The organism is Brucella thiophenivorans, from assembly GCF_002252445.1.
GTDB classification, from domain to species: domain Bacteria; phylum Pseudomonadota; class Alphaproteobacteria; order Rhizobiales; family Rhizobiaceae; genus Brucella; species Brucella thiophenivorans.
Window position 1 is genome coordinate 74,941 of record NZ_NNRJ01000052.1, and the last position, 21,559, is coordinate 96,499.

Here is a 21,559-nt window from a genome sequence, read left to right on the forward strand (position 1 = left end):
AGGTGTAAAATTAAATTTGAACGCAGAAAATTGAAAGATTGGCGGTCGGCTTTTATTAGGTAGACTGATCTACCTAACTACTCTATACGGGTGCTATGAACAACCAACTTGAAAATGCATCAAAAACAGCGCGCGAACGGCTTTTAGAGGCCGCTCAGATATTGTTTTATAATGATGGCATTGCCGCCACAGGCATCGACTCGATCACACGCCGTGCGGGTGTTGCAAAGCAAAGCCTTTATAATAATTTTTCGTCCAAGGCCGACCTTGTCGCAACCTATCTAGAATTGCGACATGAGGAATGGCTGTCACTTTATGAAAAACGCCTTGAGAATGCTAAAAATCCCAAAGAGAAAATTCTGGCCGTTTTTGCGGCTTATGAGGACCATGCAGAATTTGCCTATGAACGGGGCTTTCGCGGCTGCGGCCTCTTGAATGCTGCGGCAGAATTATCGGCGGACAATCCGGGGCGTGCAACTGTGCGCAGGCACAAAGAACAGATCGAAGGCTTTCTCGCTGACCATCTTCGCGACCTCATCACCGATGACGTAGAGTTGAATTCATTTGCAAGGCACCTCTCCTTCATTCTCGAAGGTGCTATCACGCGCTCCGGTCTTGAAGGCAACGGCAGACAGATGCGTGAAGCCAAAGACCTCGTCGTTACACTATTGAAGACACTCTGATGCAATCATCAAAAGACTACCTGCTCGGCGTTGCAGCAATCCTCATCGCGTCCATCATCTGGGGCACCACAGGAACGGCGGCAACATTTGCACCCGAAGTAAGCGCTGTTGCCATCGGTGCCGCCGCAATGGGCATTGGCGGACTGTTGCAAGCATTGCTCGCTTTCAAAGGCATTTCCGCATCGCGACGGGCATTGATGGTTGAATGGCGCTATCTTTTGTTTGGCGGCGTTGCCGTTGCTCTATACCCACTGGCTTTTTACGCTTCCATGCGGATGGCTGGGGTCACTATCGGCACGCTTATTTCGTTGGGATCAGCTCCTCTTCTATCCGCACTCATTGAATATAAGCTTGATGGTCTTCGTTTATCCATGCGCTGGGCAATCGGTGCATCGATCGGCATTATCGGAATGCTGCTTCTATGTGTAGCCGAAGGCAACGGAGGACATGCATCCAGCAACTCCAATTCCGAAATCATCGGCATGTCGCTGGGGCTTGTGGCAGGTTTCACCTATGCACTTTACTCGTGGTGCGCGCGCCGCCTCATGCAGAAGAGCATTTCTTCAACAACGGCAATGGGAGCGATTTTTGGTATTGGCGGATTGCTGCTGATGCCAGTTCTGGCTTTGACCGGCGGCCCCTTTCTGGTGTCATGGAACAACGCAGCCGTTGGCATCTATATGGCGCTGATCCCGATGTTTCTGGGCTATGTCTGTTTCGGTTACGGCCTAAGCCGGGTTCAGGCGAGCGTGGCGACAACAATTACGCTCTTTGAACCCGTCGTTGCCGCATTTTTTGCAGTTCTTATCGTTGGAGAAAGATTGCCTGCGCTTGGCTGGCTTGGCGTGTTGCTGGTTGTTATATGTCTGATCGTCATCACGATGCCTGCGAAGGCTCAAAAACAACAAGCCAATACCGGTTCTCTGCCCGCGTGACAATTATTTCTTGAGGAAACGTGACCCGCAAACACTGGCGGTCAGTTTCAATTGGAGTTAATGGCCTCTCGATAAACATCTTACGAGGGGTCTATGTCCTATTTTCCAAAGTGGCGTCTTACCAATAACAGCACGGTATTGCCTGACGAACGGCTTCCGACAGCGGCCGCAGTGCCGATGGGCATTCAGCATCTGCTGGCCATGTCCGGCTCAACCATCGTCGCACCTTTGCTGATGGGTTTTGATCCAAACGTCGCAGTCTTTTTCTCAGGCATTGGAACGCTCATCTTCTTTTTGATGACTGGCGGTCGCGTGCCAAGCTATCTTGGTTCGTCTTTCTCCTTCATAGCTGTCGTGATCGCTGTGACAGCCTATTCCGGCAGCGGCCCCAATCCGAATATCGCGCTTGCTCTTGGCGGCATCATCGCCTGCGGTGCGCTTTACGCCGTGATCGGACTTGTGGTGATGGCTGTAGGTTCAGGCTGGGTCGAGCGACTGATGCCGCCCGCAGTTACCGGCGCCATCGGCGTCGCCATCGGCCTTAACCTCGCACCAGTAGCAATCGGCCAGCTCAAGGGCTCCGGCGCGCATATGACAATCGCACTGTTAACCGTGCTTTGTATGGCGATGATTTCAGCCTACGGTTCACTTGCCACCAAGCGCATTGCCGTGCTGCTGGCGCTCCTGTTCGGCTATTGCCTCGTACTGATTTTCGGCAATGGCCTTGGCTTTGTTCCGGGAATTGACTTTGCCGCTGTGGGGGCTGCTCCATGGTTTGGCCTGCCAGCCTTCACCGCACCTGTTTTCACATGGCCGGCGATCACGCTGATTGCACCGGTGGCAATCGTTCTGGTTGCTGAAAACCTCGGCCATATCAAAGCGCTTGGCTCGATCACCGGCCAGAACATGGACCGCTACATCGGTCGTGGCTTTTTCGGCGATGGTATTGCCACGATGATTTCAGGTTCTGGCGGCGGTACGGGCGTCACAACCTATGCCGAAAATATCGGCGTCATGGCCATGACCAAAGTCTATTCAACGCTGATCTTCGTCATTGCGGCTGTGGTTGCCATCGCACTTGGCATGTCGCCAAAATTCGGCGCGATCCTGCACACCATTCCGGCCCCGGTTCTGGCAGGACTGGCTGTATCGGTTTTCGGTCTGATTGCTTCGGCAATGGCACGTATCTGGGTGGTCAACAAGGTCAACTTCGCCGATCCGCGCAATCTCTTCACGGTTGGCGTCGCACTGATTTTCGGCGCTGGCGATTTCACTGTCAATATTGGAAGTTTTGCACTTGGTGGGATTGGTACATCAACCTTTGCCGCTCTGGTGCTCTATCAGCTTTTAAGCATTGGTCGTAAAAGCGACGAAGCGGCTTAAAATCATGCCGCGCAAAGCTCAGGAAAGCTTTGCGCGGCTCATCCTAAGTTAAGTCGAGATGCGTCTTCAGCGGCATATCATCATGAATTGAGACCGTTTGCCGCTCAATCATGCGATGCACCACAGGCGGCGTCGAACCTTTGTGAAGAGCAAGCAGTCTTTCTGAGACTTCTGCATCCGACTGCGTGCGCCGCTGATTGTGGCGCACATATTCCACCCATGTCGGAACATGATAGCTCTCGGTCCATGTTTCTGGGTTTTCCAGATCGCGCAGCAGCGCCCATTGCCGTGCACCATCACGAATGCGAATACGCCGTCGCAATGCCATTGCTTCCAGAAATGCGCGGACATCCTCTTGCGCGATTTTATAATCGACCATGATCATGATCGGCCCACTGCGCGAACGCAAATCAAGCCGCAATTTGGGTTCGCTGAAGCGATTGAGCGGATCGAGATTGAGCGATTCAAAATCAGGCTGCGGCAGAAGAAAACCGACCAGCGCCCCAAACAGCAAAACACCTGCCGCGACCATTAGGGCAATAGGCACACCAACTCCGTCAGCCACAGAACCCCAAAGCCAGCTGCCAGCCGCCATGCCACCAAACGTGGCAGTCTGGTAAAGTGCCAATGCGCGACCCACTACCCATCGTGGCGTGGAAAGCTGCACAGTCACGTTAAAAAGCGACAGGGCAAGCACCCATGAAAGGCCTGCGGGAAGCAGAAAAAGGCAACTCATCCATATGCTGCGGCTAACCGATAGTAACAGGCAGCTGATTGCGAATGCTGTGAAAGCACCACGCACCAGCCATTCATTGCCGAGCAATTCGCGCAGCCTTGCGCTTGAAAGCGCGCCACCAATCGCGCCCACGCCAAAAAAGCCAAGCATGATGCCGTATGTCAGCGCTGTACCGTCGACAAGATCACGCGCCACAAGCGGCAGAAGTGCGAGAATGACAATCGCCGATAGACCAAACAAAAAGCCGCGAAACATCACCTTCAAAAGGTTCGGCGACATCGATACATAACGCAGACCCGCCACCATTGCAGGCCCTAGCGTTTCGCGTGGCAATGTCGATTTGGTTGTCTGCGGCTGCCAGCGCCATAAGGCCAGAATAAGCGCAAGGTAGCTGAAAGCATTGAAGATGAAGGCAAAGGCCGCACCCGCCACCGCAACAATTGCACCGCCGATTGCCGGGCCAATGCTGCGCATCAGATTAAAGCTCATGGAATTGAGCGCCACAGCCGCTGGCAGATCGGCGCGCGGCACTATATCACCCATCGACGCCTGCCAAGACGGGTTGTGCAACGCGCCACCACAGCCAATCAGAAAGGTAAAGCCAAGCAACATCCACGGCGTCAGCATGCCAAGATAAGCGAAAGCCGCAAGCGCCACGGACACCAACAACAGCAGAATTTGCGCGGTGAGCATGATGCGGCGGCGATCGAAATTATCGGCCAGCGCACCGGCTGCCACAGAGAAAATCATCACCGGCAAAGTCGTCGAAGCCTGAACCAGCGCAACCATATCATCGGAATGCGCAATGGTGGCCATCATCCAGCCCGCGCCGACCGTTTGCACAAGCCCGCCAAGGTTTGAAAACAGCGTTGCAGACCACAAAGCGCGAAAAGTTCCATACTGAAACGGCGCGAGGGGGGAATTTCTTTGCGGCATTCAGACGACCTCCATCCTTCACCAATACTTCAGGTGATATGGAAATAGCCACCAAGGAATAATTAAATTCGTTCAAGCGCGACGCGACGACACAGTTTTAAACGACCTGCCCTGCGCACCAACCCGACGACCACGCCCACTGAAAATTGTAACCGCCAAGCCAGCCCGTAACGTCAACCACTTCACCTATGAAATAAAGACCTGCAACGCTCTTGGCCTCCATAGTCTTGGATTCAAGATCGCGTGTGTCCACACCGCCCAGCGTGACTTCCGCTGTGCGATAACCTTCGGAACCGGCTGGCTTCACATGCCAGTCATTGACCGCAGCCGCAACACGCCGCAGAACGGTATCCGACAAATCAGCAAGATTGGTTAGAGGAAAATCGGCTGCAATAAGCTGCGCCAGCTTTTTTGGAATGAAGAACGAAAGTGCTGTTTGCAATGCTTGCTTGCCATTTTTAGAACGCTGATCGCGCAGCGCTTCAAACAGATCAGTTTTTGGCAGCATCGAGATCGCAATTTCATCCCCCTCGCGCCAATAAGACGAAATCTGCAAAATGGACGGTCCGCTGATGCCACGATGGGTGAACAGCATGGCTTCCGTGAACTTCGTCTTTTTGCAGGAAACAACCGCATCGACTGCAATACCCGCCAAAGGTTTCAGGCGCTCCAGCAAATGCGGCTCAAACGTCAACGGCACCAGCCCCGGACGTGTCTCGACAAGACGCAGACCAAACTGCTTGGCAACGTCATAACCAAACCCCGTCGCACCCATTTTGGGAATGGATTTTCCGCCTGTGGCAATGACCAACGACTTTGCTGTAACACTTCCGCCGGAATGCCGGACAACAAAACCACGCTCGCTCTTGTCGACATTTTCGATGGAGGTTTCGAGTTGCAAGCGAGCGCCATAATGTTTCATTTCATCAAGCAGCATATCAATGATCTGCGTGGCCGTGCCATCGCAAAAGAGCTGTCCAAGCGTCTTTTCATGATAGGCAATGCGATGCTTTTCCACCATTTTGATAAAATCGCGTTGTGTGAAGCGACTTAGAGCAGAAATACAGAAATGCGGGTTTTGCGACAGAAAGTTTTTCGGACTTGCATAGATATTCGTGAAATTGCAGCGACCGCCGCCCGAGATACGGATCTTGTCACCGGGCTTTTTTGCATGGTCCAGAACCAGCACCGAACGACCGCGTTTTGCAGCCTCAATCGCGCACATCATGCCAGCCGCGCCAGCGCCTATCACCAAAACATCGACGCTCTGCAAAAATTCAACTCCAGTCTCACAATTAAGCGCGCACCATATTGCGGGAAATCTTAAGCGCAAGGCGTGTTTTGGAGTTTTTAAACATTAAGGGATAGAAAGAAGCAAAGTCGGTCAATTTATGCCGAACGGGGGCAGCGTTTGAAAGTTTCAGTTAGTTCAGAGCCAGACACAGAAACCGGATTTACTCGTTTTTTCGGCGGACCGATTTTCTGGATGCTGCTTGTACTGGTCGTGCTCATTGTCCTCTTGAGCCTTACGCTGACCGTTCCAATCGGCCCGATGTATTGGGATACTTATCTCTATCTCGACGCTGCTCAACGTATTAACACCGGACAGATACCTTCAGTGGATTTTTCCATCCCTGTCGGTCCACTCGGATATTATCTTTTCGCCTGGGGCATGAAGCTTTTCCCGCACGCACAATCACTGTTGCTTGTGCAATGGTCTTTGCTTGCCGTGGCCGCACCCTTGATGATCGTGGTCCTTTCAGACGTGGTGAGGAAAAGCCGGGCGCTTGCCTTTGCGCTTCTCATTCCATTTCTTGTTTTCGCAATCTTCCCCGCCAATGTGCAGACTTACACGTCCTATCCGGGACTGGATGGCTTTGGCATCTATAACCGGCAGGTGTCGCTGCTGCTTTATGTGTTGACCTGCGGGCTAATGTTCATTGCCAATGGTCGCAAGCTGGCAGCCTTTTGCGCTGTTGCGATGCTGGCACTGTTTCTGACCAAGATCACCGGCTTTCTGGTGGGCGGTCTTTTTGGCTTCACAGCTCTTCTTGCTGGTCGTATTTCGATCAAAAACATTCTGCTAGCAGCAATTATTGCACTTATCGCTCTTGGTGCGCTTGAATTCAACAATCACATGATTTCGGCCTATATTGCCGACATCCAGCAACTTCTGGCGCTCAATCAAGGTGCGCTGTTGCCGCGCTTTCTGACCGTTGTTTCCGGCAAGCTCGACGTCATTTTACCAGCCGCAATTTTAGTCCTCGTGCTGTTCTGGATTGAAATCACACAAGGCACAAATTCCATTCGCTTTTTTGACCGCAGTTCCGTTTGGCTTGCGATTATCCTGCTCGGCGGCATCATTCTGGAGACACAGAACACCGGAAGTCAGGAATTCATTTTCATCTGGCCCGTTTTGCTGATGATCTATCAGCGCGTCAAACATGTTGAAGGCAAAGCCAAAATCGCTTTCATCGTGTTTTCTGCCTTCTGCGTTATCCCGACTTTCAGCAAGGTAACGCACAGAACTCTGCGCGCGATTGCCGTAGCACCAACCTATGTGCAGCCACCCGTAACAGAGCTGAAAAACATGCGTCAGGTATCCGCCAGACCCGACATCATGGACCGTGCGAAATTATTGCCAGAGCATTATGCCGATTATTCTGCGCCTTATGAGGCGCTTGCAACACAAGGACAATTGCCAAGCTGGCGGCTTTATTCCGAGCTTGATTATCAGATGTATTGGATCATTTCGGCGGATGAAGCGGTCAAAGCCTTCAAGCAGTTTGAAGTCAGAACAGGTGCGCATCTGAACACGCTGATGACACTGGATTTCACCGATCCGTTTCCATGGCTGCTCAATCGCGAGGCAACGCGCAAAATCCAGATCGGTGCCGATCCTTTTCGCACCGTCCCTGCAATGACACCCGAAACCAAGGCCGCGGTTGAAGCAACCGACGGCGTGTTGCGCCCCAAATGCCCGATGACGACTTCGCGTCTGGCATTGCAGGAAATTTACACTGACGCGCTTAAAGATCGGGACGTGGTGCCGCTCGATGCCTGCTGGGATTTGCTGGTGCGCCCCGGCATTCTGAAAAAATAAAGGCCGGTTTCCCGGCCTTTATTTTTATGCTTTATCCTGCGCAAAATCGCTTCGCACTTTTGCTGGAAATGCTTTTAACTTTACTTGATCTGGGCTTTTACGAAATCCTTGACGATACGGACAATGCCACGCCCCAGAACTTCATCGACGGCTTTTATAAACTCATCAACATGCGCGCGGGTGCAGATCAATGGCGGCTCAAGCCGGATGACATTGCGATTATATTCCGTGAATGCCACCAGCACGCCGTGATCGCGCAACAAATGACTGCCGATAAAGCCCGGAAGCGAGCCCTTCAGCTTGTCATCCAGCATTGCCAGCACGGGGCGTAATACCATCGGCATAGTCTTTGAGAAATCGTGGAACTCCAGCCCCACCATCATGCCCTTGCCACGCACATCCTTGATCAGCGCCGGATAGCGGTCCTGCAACTCTTTCAAACGTTCAAGCAGATAATCGCCAGTTTCAGCCGAGTTATCGATCAGATGTTCATCATAAAGAACATTGATCGTTTCAATCGAGGTGATGCAAGCTTCGCCAATGCCGCCAAACGTCGCCATGGCATGGATCATTGCCGTTTTCGGCGTGCCATAGGCTTTCATGTAAACATCGCGTTTGGAAATCATCGCAGCCATTGCCGTCTTGCCGCCACCAAGCGACTTGGCAAGCGCTGTGACATCCGGGATAACACCATAATGCTCAAAGGCATAGAACTTACCAGTACGGCCAAAGCCGCACTGCACTTCATCGGCCACCCAGATCACGCCATACTGGTCACAAAGCTGGCGCAGTTTTTGCCAGAAAGCCGTATCAGCCTGAATAATGCCGCCGCCCCCCTGAACCGTTTCAAGTACAATCACGCCGATTTCAGGATCGGCGCGGAATGCATTTTCAATGGCATCAATATCACCGAACGGCACGCGCACTGTGTTATCCACCAGCTTGAACTCGCCGCGATAAAGCCCGCCATCGGTGATCGACAACACGCCCTTCGTCTTGCCGTGGAATGAATTCTCAGCATACACAATCTTCGGCTTCTTAGGGCCTGCGGCGCGCTCTGCAACCTTGATTGCCGCTTCCATGGCTTCCGAACCGGACGAGCCAAGGAACACCATGTCAAGATCGCCCGGCGAGCAGGCTGCAATGTCATAAGCCAAAGCCGCCGCATATTGCGACATGAAAGCAATAGCGATTTCGTGTCGCATTTCTTCCTGAAATTTGCGACGCGCTTCAAGAATGCGCGGATGGTTATGCCCAAGCGCCAGCGAACCAAAGCCGCCGAAAAAATCGAGTATCTTGCGACCGTTCTGGTCATAATAATACATGCCTTCGGCGCGTTCGATTTTTACCTTGTGAAAGCCGAGCAGCTTCATGAAATGCAACTGGCCCGGATTAAGATGGCCGGTAAAAAGCTCGGTCATGCGCGGCAGATCAAGCGCTTTGGCGTCTTCGACCGTCAGAAGCTTCGGCTTAGGCGTGTGATTGGCAACCGAAATCGCATTATCTATTTTCACTGTCTTTGTCATGGTCGTGTCCTCACGCTGCCTTCGCATCGGCAAGTTTCTTGCGGTATTCGGTGTAGGCTGCGATCAGCATATCCTCATCACGATATTGCGGCACCCAGCCGAGTTCCCGCTCGCCCTTCGAGACATCGAGAACGCACATTTCATCAGCAATCAGATATTGCTCGGGGTCCATCAATGGCTTGTTGAGCCAGTCGAGGAAATCCAGTGTGCGCTTGACCGCCCATGCAGGCGTCGGCACCAGAATAGATTTTGATCCGGCATGTTTGACCAGATCACCAAGCAACTTACGCACTGGCGGCGGGTTGAGCGAGCCAAGGTTATAAACCTCATTCGGCACACCGGCCTTATAAGCCGCATAGGCTGCGGATGCACAATCAAACACGGAAATGAACTGATAAGGATTCTTACCCGATCCGATCATCGGAACCGGCAGATTGTTATCGATCAGCTTGAACAGCTTTTCCAGAATGCCAAGGCGTCCCGGTCCGATGATCAGACGCGGACGAAACAGCGAGATATTCATGCCGCGCATACGCCATTCAGCGGCCAGTTCCTCAGTCTTGAACTTTGACAGACCATATTCCCCCAGCGGATTGCAGGGGTGATCTTCCTTTTGCGGCCACACATAAGTATGGCCATAGACCATGTCGGTGGTGAAATGCACTAGCCGCTTGGCACCAGCCTCATCCATCGCCTTGATGATGTTTTCCGTTCCGTAATAATTGACCGGGAAGAAGAAATCATGACGCTTGGCGCGAACTTGAATGGGTGAGAGCATTTTAGCAGAAAGATTATAGACCATGTCATCGGCGCGAATGCCAAGCTTGCGGATGGCTTCCGGGTCGGTCACATCGGTGTAAACGAAGGTCGCTTGTGCATAATGTGCAAGATCGCTTTTGACGATGTCGGCAACAATCACCTCATGCCCATCCGCCAACAACATCGGGGCCAGATAACGTCCCACAAAGCCATCGCCACCGAAAATAATATGTCTCATAATCAAGCCCCAACCTTAAAATTACGACGCTGAGCGGTCATGAACCGCTGCTTTTTGTTCGGCAGTCGACGTCTTGCCGCTCTGCGCGATCAGTACTGTTCCAATGCAAATAAAAGCGATGCCCGCGATCTTATAGACACCCAGTTCTTCCTTGAACAAAAGCCATGCGAAAACCGCCACGGCGACATAGGCAAGGCTTAGAAACGGATAGGCAAAAGACAGATCGACCTTAGACAAAACATACATGTGTGATGCCATGGAGATTACGAACATGGTCAGACCAGCGAAAACCCATGGATTAAAAAGGATCTGAAAGATGCGATAAATCAGTGTATCCGCCGTGTAACTGGCATTACTGAATGTCATCATTCCATATTTAAGCAGCAACTGTGCTGCCGCATTGGTCATGACCGTGAAGAGAATGAATGGGATATATTTCATATTCCGCCCCGTTTAATTGCTTAATGCCGTGCGCCGCCAGAAGTCGGAGCAGAATTTTGCGTCTCGCATATCTTCAAGCTGCTGCCATTCCGGAAAAGCCGTTTTAAATGTCAAAGCGCTCATGCGCTGATCCTTGTATGGATTAACGCGCCCACCTGCCTCGATTGTCATGCGATCAAGAAGCGTGAGCAGTTCAAGCGTCTTTTGTCCGCGATTAGGAAAATCCATCGTCAGCGTGTAGCCTGGCTTTGGAAATGACATTAGACCCGGCGAATGCACATCACCAAACCGCTTCAACACCGTGAGAAACGATGCCTGACCCGCTGCACGGCTCGCAGCCAACATTGCCGGAATCACACGCTCCGCTGCATCAAAGGGCATGACACTCTGATGCTGATATAGCCCGGCAGGACCATAAAGCCTGTTCCAGTTGCGCACGCCATCCAGCGGATAGAAAAAGCTGCCAAACCCCACCGGATGCTGTTCCTGCTTGCGGCGCTTGGCATTATAATAAAGTGTGTTGAATGCCGTGAGGCTTGGCCCGTTCACCATCGAAAATGGCAGGTCGAATGGCACAGAAAGCTTTGCTTCTCTTGTAATGACTGTGCGATTTCCATTAATCGCATGATTGCCGGTCAAGAGCACACCACGCCCCTCAGATCGTCCACTCGCCAACTGGTCTACCCACGCCACCGCATATTCATTATCGCGATCAGACGCCTCCGCTATGCTGAAATAATCGGCAAGGCTATCAAACGGCGTAATGCGCTCTTCAACATCGAGCGAACCCACCGGCATCAGGCGAATGCGCGCGCTCAAGATCAAACCAGTCAGGCCCATACCGCCAATGGTTGCAGCAAAAAGCTCCGGGTTTTCAGCGCTTGAACACTGGTAATGCACACCGTCAGAGCGCAGCAATTCAAAGCTTTCGACGTGGCAGCCAAATGTGCCCCGCGCATGATGATTTTTGCCGTGCACATCATTGGCGATAGCACCGCCCAGCGTCACAAAACGCGTGCCGGGGGTTACCGGCAGAAAATAACCGTGCTTTGCAACAGCCGCAATCACTTCACTGAGCAGAACACCGGATTGCGCTTCAAGAATGCCGGTATGCGCATCAAAACTGACGATGCGATTTTGCGTTCTCATCGGGACGAGTACGCCCGCATCATTATGGCAACTATCGCCATAGGAGCGCCCATTTCCGAAGGCCAGCAGGCTTTTTTCGCCTTCCAGGTTTGACCACACATCATCGAATGCGATCGCATCTCGTCGGTGTCGGTCAATGCGTCCAAAACTGTCAAATGAGCGTTGCATCAGCGTAATCCAGCAACAAACAGCAGGACCGCGCCAATCGCAATCACCACCTGACTGCGCCAATCATTGGCGAGAAAGACAACCGGATCGTCGTCCATTTCCTTGCGATGCGCCAATATCCACACGCGAATGATGATGTAGAGAACAATAGGCACCAGCGGCCAAATCAGCCATTGATAAGTGTAAAGCTCCTGTACTGCGGCCGAGTTGATATACAGCGCTAAAACCACGGCTGCGGTAAAGCCGGATGCAACTCCGCTCTGCCCGACAACATTCATATCCTCTGGCCGATAACCGCGACCAGCGATGCGGTCTTTTTCAGTAACCGTCGAGTGCTGCAACTCGACATAGCGTTTGACCATGGCAAGTGACAGGAAGAAAAACATCGCAAATGCCATCAGCCAGAATGATTGCGGAATTTCGGTTGCCGCCGTCCCGCCCAAAAGCCGCATCGCGTAAAGGGCTGCGAGGCAAATAACATCGATCAACAACATGCGCTTAAGCGCCAATGAGTAAGCAGTCGTTGCAACGAGGTAAAGACCAATGACAAGCGCGAATTCCATAGGCAGAAACAAACAACTGGCCGCTGCCAACAAAAGTAGAAAAATCGAAACTTTGAGGCCAAACGGAATGCTGAGCGCACCGCTGGCAAAAGGCCTCAATCGCTTTCTTGCGTGCTGGCGATCAAGCGGTAAGTCGATAATATCATTGAGAATATAGATCGCCGAAGCAGCCGCCGAAAATGCTACAAAAGCCAGAACCGAAGCCAGCAGTATGTCTGGATAGAAGATGGTATGAGTGAGGATCGCAGGCACAAAAACCAGCAGGTTCTTAAGCCATTGATGAACACGCAGCATTTTTAGATATGGTTTGATGCCTGACGCTTTCTCGGCAAAAAGACGGCTTCCATGCTCTTTTTGAAAACGTGCGGCAGCATAGTCAGGGGCAACGACAATCACTTCGCGGGCAGCCGTAAAGACGGCAAGATCGGCCCGGTCATTACCGGCATAATCAAAACCGTTAGGCCCAAATTTTTCGCTCAAAATCTGCGCTTTGCGATGCGAGGAAAGATTGGTTTTCCCACTCGTTGCATAAAAAGTTTCAAAAATCCCGAGCTCAGTCGCCACAGCCTTTGCGAGTGGTTCCGCGGCTGCCGTTGCCAGCACAAGCCTGCGCCCAAGCGCATGTTCTTGGCGCAGGTAATTTAGAAAATCCTGACGATAAGGCAAAAGCGCCGCATTGATGGAAACGCGGCTCGCAATCTGTTGCTTGAGATTGGCCTTGCCTGACAACAGCCAGATCGGCAGAAGAAATATAAATAGTGGGTTTTTCTTCAGAAGAACAAAGGTGCTTTCCCAGAGCAAATCTGTCGCAATGAGCGTTCCATCGAGATCCACCGCTAACGGCACATCCCGGCTTTTTAGCCGCTCATCCATGGTCCGCCCCCTCTGAAACCCTCCCGCTCATGTCGCTTTCCACGGCTTTAAACGAGACTCCGAACGAAAATACAAGTCTTTGATACAATCGATAATTGTTATTGATCAGCCCGTCTCTACCAGACCGGCATTTAATCAATCGCTACAAATTTTGGTTAATAACACGCTTCTAAACATAAGTGCTGGTTTATCTTTTTATCGCGTAATATAAGGCAGTCATTATCTGCCAATCTGTTCTGCGCATAATTGCAAGGACGCCTCAGGTTTAGAACCGAACGATGAATATTGAATCTGCCTTAAATGACGGTGCCAATGTCTTTGAACTCGCGCCAATTTCCCTGTGGCTTGAGGACTATAGCGGATTGCGTGCGCAATTCGAGCAATGGCGCAAACTCGGCGTTACTGACCTTAGAACCTTTCTCAAGGAAGATACGAGCCGTTTGCGCACCTGCACAAGCCAGATCCGTGTTCTCAAGGTCAATCGCAAGACCCTTTCTCTTTATGAAGCGCGCGACATCGATCATCTGACTGAAAATCTAGAGCGCGTATTCCGCGACGATATGGTCGACCCGCATATCGAAGAAATGGTCCAGCTCTGGAACGGCGACAACGCCTTTATGAGCGATACGATAAACTATTCGCTTGGCGGCAAGCGCTTGGACATTCAGCTCAAGGGCGTGGTTTTACCCGGCCATGAAGAAAGCTGGGATCGCGTTCTTTTGTCCATCGAAGACGTGACGGCACGCGAAGAAGCACGACGCGAGCAGAGCAAGCACAAGCAGCACGCCGAAGGTCTGTTCGAGCACTCGCCGGTTTCGCTCTGGGTCGAAGATTTCAGTCGTATCAAGCAGATGATGGACGACATCCGGGATCGCGGCATTGTCGATTTCCGCGTCTTTACCGATGTGCACCCCGAATTTGTACGCCAGTGCATGAGTGAAATTCGTGTTCTCGACATCAATCGTGAAACACTTGAACTCTTTCTTGCACCAGACAAAGCAACGCTTTTGCAAAACCTGCAAAATGTTTTCAAAGGCGACATGGAAACGAATTTCCGCGAACAACTGATTGATCTCTGGAATGGCGTTCTGTTTCAGCGCCGCGAAGTTGTCAATTATGCGCTCGATGGTAGCGAACGGCATCTGCTGCTGCAATTCTCGGTCCTGCCGGGCCACGAAAAGGACTGGTCGCTGGTTCAGGTGGCACTTGCCGACATTACAGCGCGCAAGAAGGCAGAAGCCTATCTCGAATATCTCGGCAAGCATGATGTACTGACCAAGTTGCATAATCGCGCTTTCTATGTTGACGAACTCAATCGTCTTGAGCGCAAGGGACAGCCACCTGTTTCAATTATCATAATTGATCTGAACGGCCTGAAAACCGCCAATGATCAGCTTGGACATGCCAGCGGCGATGGCCTGCTTCGCCGTATCGGTGAAGTGCTCAATGAAGCTGTGAAGTTACCCGGCCATGCAGCGCGTATCGGTGGTGACGAATTTGCAGTCGTGCTTCCATATGTGGATGAGCGTGGCGCAGATGCGGTCATGGAAGACATTCGCCGGCTGGTTGACATTAACAACCAGTATTACTCGCAACTCAAAATCGAGCTTTCGATGGGCGCTGCGACCAGCATGCCGGGCGAAAAACTGGAAACGGTGGCAAAACGTGCCGATCTTCTGATGTATGAAGACAAGCGCAAGCACTATTCGGCGGAAGCCTTGCGAAAGTCGCAACTTTCCTGATCAGAGCGGTTCCTGTTGAAACTGAAGCGTCGAAACCGCTCTATGCCTTTATTTTTACGCATTATCCTACGCAAAACCGCTTCGCGCTTTTGCTGGAAATGCTCTAATCATCAAATTTGATGGTGGTTTTGCCACGCGTAATATCGCTCACAAGACGCGCCAATTCGTCTTGTGCAGCGATCGGCATTGCACCAGCCATTTCCACACCGGTTGCTGTGAAATTTTCATTAGCAATCGCCACATGCTCAACAGCGGTCAGACGCGCTTTTATAAGCGCGTGATCGGAGAAGTCACAGGCAAATGAGAACCCGATAACAGGGATTACTTCAGTCTTTTCCGCCTGACGCAAACACATGGCTGCCGTACCGCCATAAGCGCGCATCAGCCCGCCGCTGCCCAAAAGAATACCGCCGAACCAGCGCGTGACAACAACCACGATATTATCGAGTTGTTGCCCGTCTATTGCTTGCAGAATGGGTTTACCTGCCGTACCGCTCGGCTCGCCATCATCGCTAAAACGATAATTTTGCCCGATGCGCCAAGCCCAGCAATTGTGATTGGCCGCAAGATCCGAATGCGCAGACAAAAAGTCCTTCGCCGCCTGCTCATTGGCAACAGGAGCAGCTATGCCCAAAAAGCGGCTCTTCTTGATCTCCTGCGTGACGGTTTCAATGCGGCTGATGGTGAACATGGCTATCCTGTAAGCAATATTCTGGGGCCTAGCATTTTACGTTGCGGATGACGACCCCTTATGGCTGCGTTGGCATTGCGTGCGTGCAAAGTTGGGTATAAGGCAATGAAAAATGGGCCTGCCTCCCCCGCCGCTCATCCTGCCCAAAACATGAAAGGTCCGCCGATGTTCGATTTGATTGTAAGAAACGCCAATCTTCCCGACGGACGTGAGAAGCAGGACATTCTGGTCAAGGATGGCAAGATTGCCGACATTGTGGCCTCAAATGGCGAGCATGAAGCGGCCAAAGAGATCGATGCCTCCAACCGTCTGGTGACGCCGCCTTTCGTCGATCCACATTTCCACATGGATGCGACGCTCTCGCTCGGCTTGCCCCGCCTCAACCGCTCCGGCACACTTTTAGAAGGCATTGCGCTTTGGGGTGAACTTAAGCCCATGCTGACTATTGATGCGATGGTCGAACGCGCCTTGCGCTATTGCGATCTTGCCGTCAGTCAGGGCCTGCTTGCCATCCGTAGCCATGTCGATGTCAGTGATCCGCGCCTTTTCACCGCCCAGGCGATGATCGAAGTGCGTGAGAAGGTTAAACCTTATATCGATCTGCAACTCGTGGCTTTCCCACAGGACGGCTACTATCGTTCGCCGGGTGCTGTCGATCTCGTCAACCGTTCGCTCGATATGGGCCTTAATGTTGTCGGCGGCATTCCGCACTTCGAACGTACCATGGCAGATGGCGCAGCTTCACTTGAAGAACTCTGCCGCATCGCCGCCGAGCGAGGCCTGCCGGTCGATATTCATTGCGATGAAACCGACGATCCAATGTCGCGCCATGTCGAAACATTGGCAGCGCAGACGATGCGTTTCGGTCTTCAGGGCCGCGTGTCCGGCTCGCATCTCACCTCCATGCATTCCATGGATAATTATTATGTTTCAAAGCTTATTCCGCTGATTGCGGAAGCTGAGATGAACGCTATTCCAAATCCGCTCATCAATATCACCTTGCAGGGCCGCGCCGACACTTATCCGAAGCGTCGCGGAATGACGCGTGTTCCGGAGCTGATGGCTGCTGGTGTCAATGTTGCCTTTGGCCACGACTGCGTCATGGACCCGTGGTATTCGATGGGTTCAGGCGACATGCTGGAAGTCGGCCATATGGCAGTCCATGTCGCACAAATGACGTCAATCGAAGGCAAAAAGCGGGTTTTCGATGCGCTCACCGTCAATTCCGCAAAGGCACTTGGGCTTGAAGGCTATGGCCTAGAAAAAGGCTGCAATGCAGATTTCGTGGTGCTTCAGGCACGCGACCCATTGGAAGCACTGCGTCTCAAAGCCAATCGCCTGACCGTCGTCAAGCGCGGCAAGATCATCGCAGAAACACCCCAGCGCATCAGCACTCTCAACCTTGAAGGCCGTCCGTCTTCAGTCGACGCTGCCGACTACGCACCCCTAGGATGATATTCCCACAAATATGCGACGAAAAAACGGTGCCTGTTTTTCAATCGTCTGATAAAAGCGCTTGAATTAACGGCAGATTCGTCTGAAATACGTAACGTTGCTCATAAGCCTCGCAAAAGAGGCAGAGCAAAAAGCGCGTCCCGAAAAGTGTGAAACGGTTTTCGGAAAAGATGCGCGCCAAAGCAAAAGACTACCGCGCATAATTGCACGTCTAAAAATCACCCAAGAGGGGTTCCCATGAACAGAACATCTAAATTTACCCGCCGCAGCGTTCTCGCAATGACTGCTGCACTCGGCGCAACCGCGTTATCCAGCAATGTATTCGCCGCCGATGAAAAGCTCAAAGTCGCCGGCATTCATGCTTCCCCTGTGGAAAACGCATGGAATTCACGCCTTCATGAAGCGCTGAAACAGGCCAATGACGAAGGCGTCATTGAATATGTTTTCTCGGAAGGCGTTTCAGCCAGCGACTATCCCCGCGCCATGCGCGAATATGCCGAACAGGGCATAAAACTGATCGTTGGCGAATCCTATGCTGTTGAGCGCGAAGCGCGTCAGGTGGCAGCAGATTATCCGCAGACGACTTTCATCATGGGTTCTTCCGGCAAGGAACAGGGCGATAATTTCGGCGTGTTTGGTACGTGGAATTTTGAAGCCGCATATCTTGCTGGCATGTTGGCAGGTGCAACAGGCAAATCCGGCACATTCGGTTCGGTTGGCGCGGTTCCAATTCCGGAAGTAAACATGTTGATCAATGCGTTTCAGGATGGCGTGAAGGAAACCCGCCCCGATGCGAAGTTCAACGCTTCCTATATCGGCACATTCTTTGATCCGCCAAAGGCCCGCGAAGCTGGCCTAGCGCAGATTGATGCAGGCGCAGACATTCTGTTTGGTGAGCGCATCGGCACGGCAGATGCTGCCAAAGAACGTGGCATCAAGGCAATCGGCTCACTGATTGATTACACGCCACGCTACCCGGATACGGTTTTCGCCAATGCGATGTGGTATTTCCGCCCGATCCTCAATGCTGCCATTGCGGACGTTAAGGCAGGCAATCCAACCGGTAAGGATTACACGCCTTTCAGCCTGATGAAGGAAGGCGGCAACGACATCGTTTACGTCAAAGGTGTTGCACCTGCTGAAGCCGAAGCCAAGATGGAAGCGCGCCGCGCCGAAATCAAGGCAGGCAACTTCAAGGTCGAGCCTAATCCGGCTGATCCGAAGTAACTAAACAGGCAGGACGGCATAGCATGGCTCCCGATATGAAGCAGCAAGACGCAACAGCGCTCGCGCAAGCGATTGCAAATGGCGCTTTATCTGCGAGAGAGGCCTTGGATTGTGCTATTGAAGCCGCAGAAAAATGGCGCCCGCTGGGCGCCATTGCATATGTTGATGCGGAACTTGGCCGTAAAAACGCTGCCGCTTTTGATAAAAAAGCTGCCTTCTCTGGTGTGCCATCGCTATTTAAAGATCTGGGCGGCCCTTGCGCTGGTCTTCCCATTCGTCTCGGCTCACGCGCCTGCGCCAATGCATCGACCGAGCGTGATTCAGAACTTGCCGCACGTCTGCGCAAAGCTGGTCTTAATTTCTTCGGCACGACAACTGTTCCCGAATTCGGCATGGCACTTGCAAGCGAGCCGATAGACGGCCCTCTCGCTCGCCATCCTTTTGATGAGACGCTTTCGCCTGCAGGTTCTTCCGGCGGAGCAGCGGCAGCGGTCGCGGCTGGGATTGTTTCGGTAGCGCACGCCACCGATGCAGGCGGATCAATTCGCGTTCCAGCCGCAGCCTGTGGCCTCATAGGCCTGAAACCCAGTCGCGGAGCCATGCCAGCGGGTCCATATTTCGGCAATTATCTCGCGGGCATTGCCAGTGAGTTTGCGCTTTGCCGTTCAATACGCGATGCAAAAACATTGCTGCCGCTGTTGGCCGGAAAAACAGAAAGCTTTTTGCCAGATGTCGCGCTGGTAACCTACACAAGCCCGAAAAGGTTACGTATCGGGATTATTTCCAACGATCTTATCAATTATCCGGTGAGCACAGAGCGCTTGCAAATCGTGGCCGATGCAGCACGCTTTCTGGAAGCAAAGGGCCAAACAATTTGCGACATCAATGCGCAAACACTCGCGCCGCTCGTTGATGCAAGTGCTGTAGCTTTTGACCGCATCATCTCGGCCAATCTGGCATCGGCTATTGATGCATTCTCCATTGATGAAGATAAGCTCGAAAGACTAACGCAAGCAGTGGCTTTACGTGGCCGCACGTTGACTGCCATCGAACTTTACGACGCCATGAATGGCGGTGTGGTGGTTGCGCACAAGCTCTGGCAGATTTTCCATGACATCGATGTGCTTATCACGCCGATGCTTTCAACTGCGCCACAGCCTCTTGGTTCCTATCCCGTGGATCACGACGATGTGGACGCACATTGGTATAAGATGAATGCATTTTCCCCTTATGCCGCATTGGCCAATATTTCCGGTTTTCCGGCACTTTCCATGCCATTTGGCGAGGACGCAAACGGTATGCCAGTTGCCATTCAGTTGATTGCGCCCATGGGATCGGACAATCTTCTGTTGAACCTTGGCGAGCTGATGGAAGAGGACTGTCGCTGGCAGCATAAATTTTGCGTTGCGGGGCTGAACACATGACCACCACAGTTCTTGAACTGCAAAACATCACCAAGCGGTTCGGCGCGTTAACCGCCAATGACGATATTTCGCTCAAACTTGAGCGCGGCGAAATACTCGCTTTCCTGGGCGAAAATGGTGCAGGCAAGACCACACTGATGAATATCCTGTTCGGCCATTATGTTCCGGATGAAGGCCGCGTATTCGTCAAAGGCGCTGAAATCCCGCAAGGCAAACCGCGTACCGCCATTGATGCAGGCGTTGGCATGGTGCATCAGCATTTTACGCTTGCCCCCAACCTCACGGTTCTGGAAAACATCATCACTGGCACCGAAAGCCTCTGGAAATTAAAGTCGGATCGCAGTGCCGCCCGGGCAAAAATCGCGCAGACCGCTAAGCGTTTTGGCTTGCAGGTCGATCCCGACGCGCGGCTTGGCGATCTTTCGGTCGGCGAACAGCAGCGTGTCGAAATCCTCAAAGCTCTTTATAACGACGCCGACATTCTGATCCTCGATGAGCCAACCGCGGTTCTGACCACACAGGAAGCGGAAGGCCTGTTTGCGACGCTCAAAGAAATGGCGCGTCAGGGCTTGTCGCTGATTTTCATTTCGCACAAATTGCATGAAGTCATGTCGGCTGCCGACCGTGTCGTGGTTTTGCGTGGCGGCAAACTGGTTGCAGAACGCAAAGCTTCCGAAACATCCAAGGAAGAGCTTGCGGAACTAATGGTCGGTCGCCGTGTTTCGCGCCCGTCTCGTGCGAAAGCTAGCCCTGGCGAGACTTTGCTTGAAGCCAAAAATGTGAGCGTTATCGAAGACCGTACAACACGTCTGTCAAAGCTTAACTTTCACCTTCGCGCAGGCGAAACACTCGGCATTATCGGTGTTTCGGGCAATGGACAGGCCGCACTTGGAAGGCTTGTTTCGGGCCTGAGCCAACCCGCCAAAGGCTCGCTTTTCAAGTTCGGACAGCAGGTCACAAAGTTTGACCCGCGCAGTTTCGTTTCCGAAGGCGTTGGCCGCATCCCGGAAGACCGGAATGCAGAAGGCGCAATCGGCGATCTCACACTTTGGGAAAATGCTGTTCTTGAGCGTGTGCGCGATCCGCAATTCTCCAATGGTCTGCTAGTCAATCGTCAGGCCGCGCGCGCGTTCACCAACCGCATCATCAAGGAATTCGATGTGCGCGGGGGTACGCCAGACAGCCGAATTCGCCTGCTTTCGGGTGGCAATATGCAGAAGCTTATTCTTGGCCGCAATCTTGAAACGGCACCGCGCATTCTGATTGCGGCGCAGCCGACACGCGGCCTTGATGAAGGTGCGGTTGCAGCCATTCATACCCGCATTCTGGAAGCCCGCGCCAAGGGTGCGGCGGTGCTGCTCATCTCAGAAGATCTGGATGAAATCCTCGGCCTTGCCGACCGCGTGCAGGCAATCGTCAAGGGCAAGCTGTCACCACCGATTGAGGCAGAAGAGGCCGATGCGCAACGACTGGGCCTGATGATGGCCGGCGAGTGGGGCAGAGCATGATCCCGAAAAGTGTGAAGCG

Annotated in this window: 17 protein-coding genes; 9 read left to right on the top strand and 8 right to left on the bottom strand. The window is 52.5% G+C overall.

Going from position 1 to position 21,559, the window contains the following annotated elements; all coding sequences use genetic code 11:
- Nucleotides 1-95: 95 nt before the first annotated feature.
- The 3 genes from CEV31_RS17045 (at nt 96) to CEV31_RS17055 (ending at nt 3,001) form a co-directional block, all read left to right on the top strand.
- The gene (locus CEV31_RS17045; RefSeq protein WP_094508783.1) at nt 96-683 is read left to right on the top strand and encodes a TetR/AcrR family transcriptional regulator; all 588 of its coding nucleotides are present in this window, start codon (nt 96-98) and stop codon (nt 681-683) included.
- Nucleotides 683-1,618: a DMT family transporter gene (locus CEV31_RS17050; protein ID WP_094508785.1), complete on the top strand. Its 936-nt coding sequence runs from the start codon at nt 683-685 to the stop codon at nt 1,616-1,618. Before CEV31_RS17045 ends, CEV31_RS17050 begins: the two co-directional genes overlap by 1 nt.
- A 93-nt stretch (nt 1,619-1,711) precedes the next feature.
- Entirely contained in the window at nt 1,712-3,001 is a 1,290-nt protein-coding gene (locus CEV31_RS17055; RefSeq protein ID WP_094508787.1) for a solute carrier family 23 protein, read from the top strand.
- A gap of 43 nt (nt 3,002-3,044) precedes the next feature.
- On the opposite strand, the gene CEV31_RS17060 is transcribed toward CEV31_RS17055, so the two are convergent.
- Together CEV31_RS17060 and CEV31_RS17065 are read right to left on the bottom strand one after the other, a co-directional pair.
- Nucleotides 3,045-4,673 carry an MFS transporter gene (locus CEV31_RS17060; RefSeq protein WP_094508789.1) on the bottom strand — a complete coding sequence of 543 codons (1,629 nt, stop codon included), beginning with the start codon at nt 4,671-4,673 and terminating at the stop codon, nt 3,045-3,047.
- Nucleotides 4,674-4,770: 97 nt separating this feature from the next.
- Entirely contained in the window at nt 4,771-5,946 is a 1,176-nt protein-coding gene (locus CEV31_RS17065) for a BaiN/RdsA family NAD(P)/FAD-dependent oxidoreductase (RefSeq protein ID WP_094508791.1), read from the bottom strand.
- A 138-nt stretch (nt 5,947-6,084) separates the two neighbouring features.
- Between CEV31_RS17065 and CEV31_RS17070 the strand changes: the two genes are divergently transcribed.
- Nucleotides 6,085-7,776, top strand: coding sequence for a hypothetical protein (locus CEV31_RS17070; RefSeq protein ID WP_374847131.1), 1,692 nt, complete (start codon nt 6,085-6,087; stop codon nt 7,774-7,776).
- Nucleotides 7,777-7,856: 80 nt separating this feature from the next.
- Here the strand turns inward: CEV31_RS17070 and CEV31_RS17075 are convergent, their stop codons facing one another.
- Genes CEV31_RS17075 through CEV31_RS17095 form a run of 5 tightly spaced genes read right to left on the bottom strand, consistent with a single transcriptional unit; the run spans nt 7,857 to nt 13,493 of the window.
- Entirely contained in the window at nt 7,857-9,302 is a 1,446-nt protein-coding gene (locus CEV31_RS17075) for an aspartate aminotransferase family protein (RefSeq protein ID WP_094508793.1), read from the bottom strand.
- Between the two features lie 10 nt (nt 9,303-9,312).
- A complete protein-coding gene (locus CEV31_RS17080) occupies nt 9,313-10,299 on the bottom strand; it encodes an NAD-dependent epimerase/dehydratase family protein (protein WP_094508795.1) in 987 nt (328 codons plus the stop codon).
- A 21-nt stretch (nt 10,300-10,320) separates the two neighbouring features.
- A complete protein-coding gene (locus CEV31_RS17085; RefSeq protein WP_094508797.1) occupies nt 10,321-10,740 on the bottom strand; it encodes an EamA family transporter in 420 nt (139 codons plus the stop codon).
- A gap of 12 nt (nt 10,741-10,752) precedes the next feature.
- On the bottom strand, nt 10,753-12,057 hold the full coding sequence (locus tag CEV31_RS17090) for an FAD-binding oxidoreductase (RefSeq protein WP_094508799.1): 1,305 nt from the start codon (nt 12,055-12,057) through the stop codon (nt 10,753-10,755).
- A complete protein-coding gene (locus CEV31_RS17095) occupies nt 12,057-13,493 on the bottom strand; it encodes a UbiA family prenyltransferase (protein WP_094508801.1) in 1,437 nt (478 codons plus the stop codon). Before CEV31_RS17095 ends, CEV31_RS17090 begins: the two co-directional genes overlap by 1 nt.
- Before the next feature lie 278 nt (nt 13,494-13,771).
- Between CEV31_RS17095 and CEV31_RS17100 the strand changes: the two genes are divergently transcribed.
- A complete protein-coding gene (locus tag CEV31_RS17100) occupies nt 13,772-15,235 on the top strand; it encodes a sensor domain-containing diguanylate cyclase (RefSeq protein WP_094508803.1) in 1,464 nt (487 codons plus the stop codon).
- 103 nt (nt 15,236-15,338) lie between these two features.
- Here CEV31_RS17100 and CEV31_RS17105 read toward each other — a convergent pair whose 3' ends face one another.
- Complete coding sequence (locus CEV31_RS17105) at nt 15,339-15,926, bottom strand: IMPACT family protein (protein WP_094508805.1); 588 nt, start codon at nt 15,924-15,926, stop codon at nt 15,339-15,341.
- A gap of 165 nt (nt 15,927-16,091) precedes the next feature.
- Here CEV31_RS17105 and CEV31_RS17110 point away from each other — a divergent pair, with 165 nt between their 5' ends.
- The 4 genes from CEV31_RS17110 to CEV31_RS17125 all read left to right on the top strand — a co-directional run bounded on the left by CEV31_RS17110 (nt 16,092) and on the right by CEV31_RS17125 (nt 21,540).
- The gene (locus CEV31_RS17110) at nt 16,092-17,381 is read left to right on the top strand and encodes an amidohydrolase family protein (protein ID WP_094508906.1); all 1,290 of its coding nucleotides are present in this window, start codon (nt 16,092-16,094) and stop codon (nt 17,379-17,381) included.
- Between the two features lie 237 nt (nt 17,382-17,618).
- Nucleotides 17,619-18,608 (top strand): BMP family protein, encoded by a 990-nt coding sequence (locus tag CEV31_RS17115; RefSeq protein ID WP_094508807.1) that lies wholly within the window; start codon nt 17,619-17,621, stop codon nt 18,606-18,608.
- Nucleotides 18,609-18,631: 23 nt separating this feature from the next.
- The gene (locus CEV31_RS17120; protein ID WP_094508809.1) at nt 18,632-20,032 is read left to right on the top strand and encodes an amidase; all 1,401 of its coding nucleotides are present in this window, start codon (nt 18,632-18,634) and stop codon (nt 20,030-20,032) included.
- A complete protein-coding gene (locus CEV31_RS17125) occupies nt 20,029-21,540 on the top strand; it encodes an ABC transporter ATP-binding protein (RefSeq protein WP_094508811.1) in 1,512 nt (503 codons plus the stop codon). Before CEV31_RS17120 ends, CEV31_RS17125 begins: the two co-directional genes overlap by 4 nt.
- Nucleotides 21,541-21,559 lie beyond the last annotated feature (19 nt).

Bases quoted from the DNA above. Each gene is read 5' to 3' on its own strand.
- CEV31_RS17045 (WP_094508783.1), top strand. From the start codon at position 96: ATGAACAACCAACTTGAAAATGCATCAAAAACAGCGCGCGAACGGCTT.
- CEV31_RS17050 (WP_094508785.1), top strand. From the start codon at position 683: ATGCAATCATCAAAAGACTACCTGCTCGGCGTTGCAGCAATCCTCATC.
- CEV31_RS17055 (WP_094508787.1), top strand. From the start codon at position 1,712: ATGTCCTATTTTCCAAAGTGGCGTCTTACCAATAACAGCACGGTATTG.
- CEV31_RS17060 (WP_094508789.1), bottom strand. From the start codon at position 4,673: ATGCCGCAAAGAAATTCCCCCCTCGCGCCGTTTCAGTATGGAACTTTT.
- CEV31_RS17075 (WP_094508793.1), bottom strand. From the start codon at position 9,302: ATGACAAAGACAGTGAAAATAGATAATGCGATTTCGGTTGCCAATCAC.
- CEV31_RS17080 (WP_094508795.1), bottom strand. From the start codon at position 10,299: ATGAGACATATTATTTTCGGTGGCGATGGCTTTGTGGGACGTTATCTG.
- CEV31_RS17085 (WP_094508797.1), bottom strand. From the start codon at position 10,740: ATGAAATATATCCCATTCATTCTCTTCACGGTCATGACCAATGCGGCA.
- CEV31_RS17090 (WP_094508799.1), bottom strand. From the start codon at position 12,057: ATGCAACGCTCATTTGACAGTTTTGGACGCATTGACCGACACCGACGA.
- CEV31_RS17095 (WP_094508801.1), bottom strand. From the start codon at position 13,493: ATGGATGAGCGGCTAAAAAGCCGGGATGTGCCGTTAGCGGTGGATCTC.
- CEV31_RS17100 (WP_094508803.1), top strand. From the start codon at position 13,772: ATGAATATTGAATCTGCCTTAAATGACGGTGCCAATGTCTTTGAACTC.
- CEV31_RS17105 (WP_094508805.1), bottom strand. From the start codon at position 15,926: ATGTTCACCATCAGCCGCATTGAAACCGTCACGCAGGAGATCAAGAAG.
- CEV31_RS17110 (WP_094508906.1), top strand. From the start codon at position 16,092: ATGTTCGATTTGATTGTAAGAAACGCCAATCTTCCCGACGGACGTGAG.
- CEV31_RS17115 (WP_094508807.1), top strand. From the start codon at position 17,619: ATGAACAGAACATCTAAATTTACCCGCCGCAGCGTTCTCGCAATGACT.
- CEV31_RS17120 (WP_094508809.1), top strand. From the start codon at position 18,632: ATGGCTCCCGATATGAAGCAGCAAGACGCAACAGCGCTCGCGCAAGCG.
- CEV31_RS17125 (WP_094508811.1), top strand. From the start codon at position 20,029: ATGACCACCACAGTTCTTGAACTGCAAAACATCACCAAGCGGTTCGGC.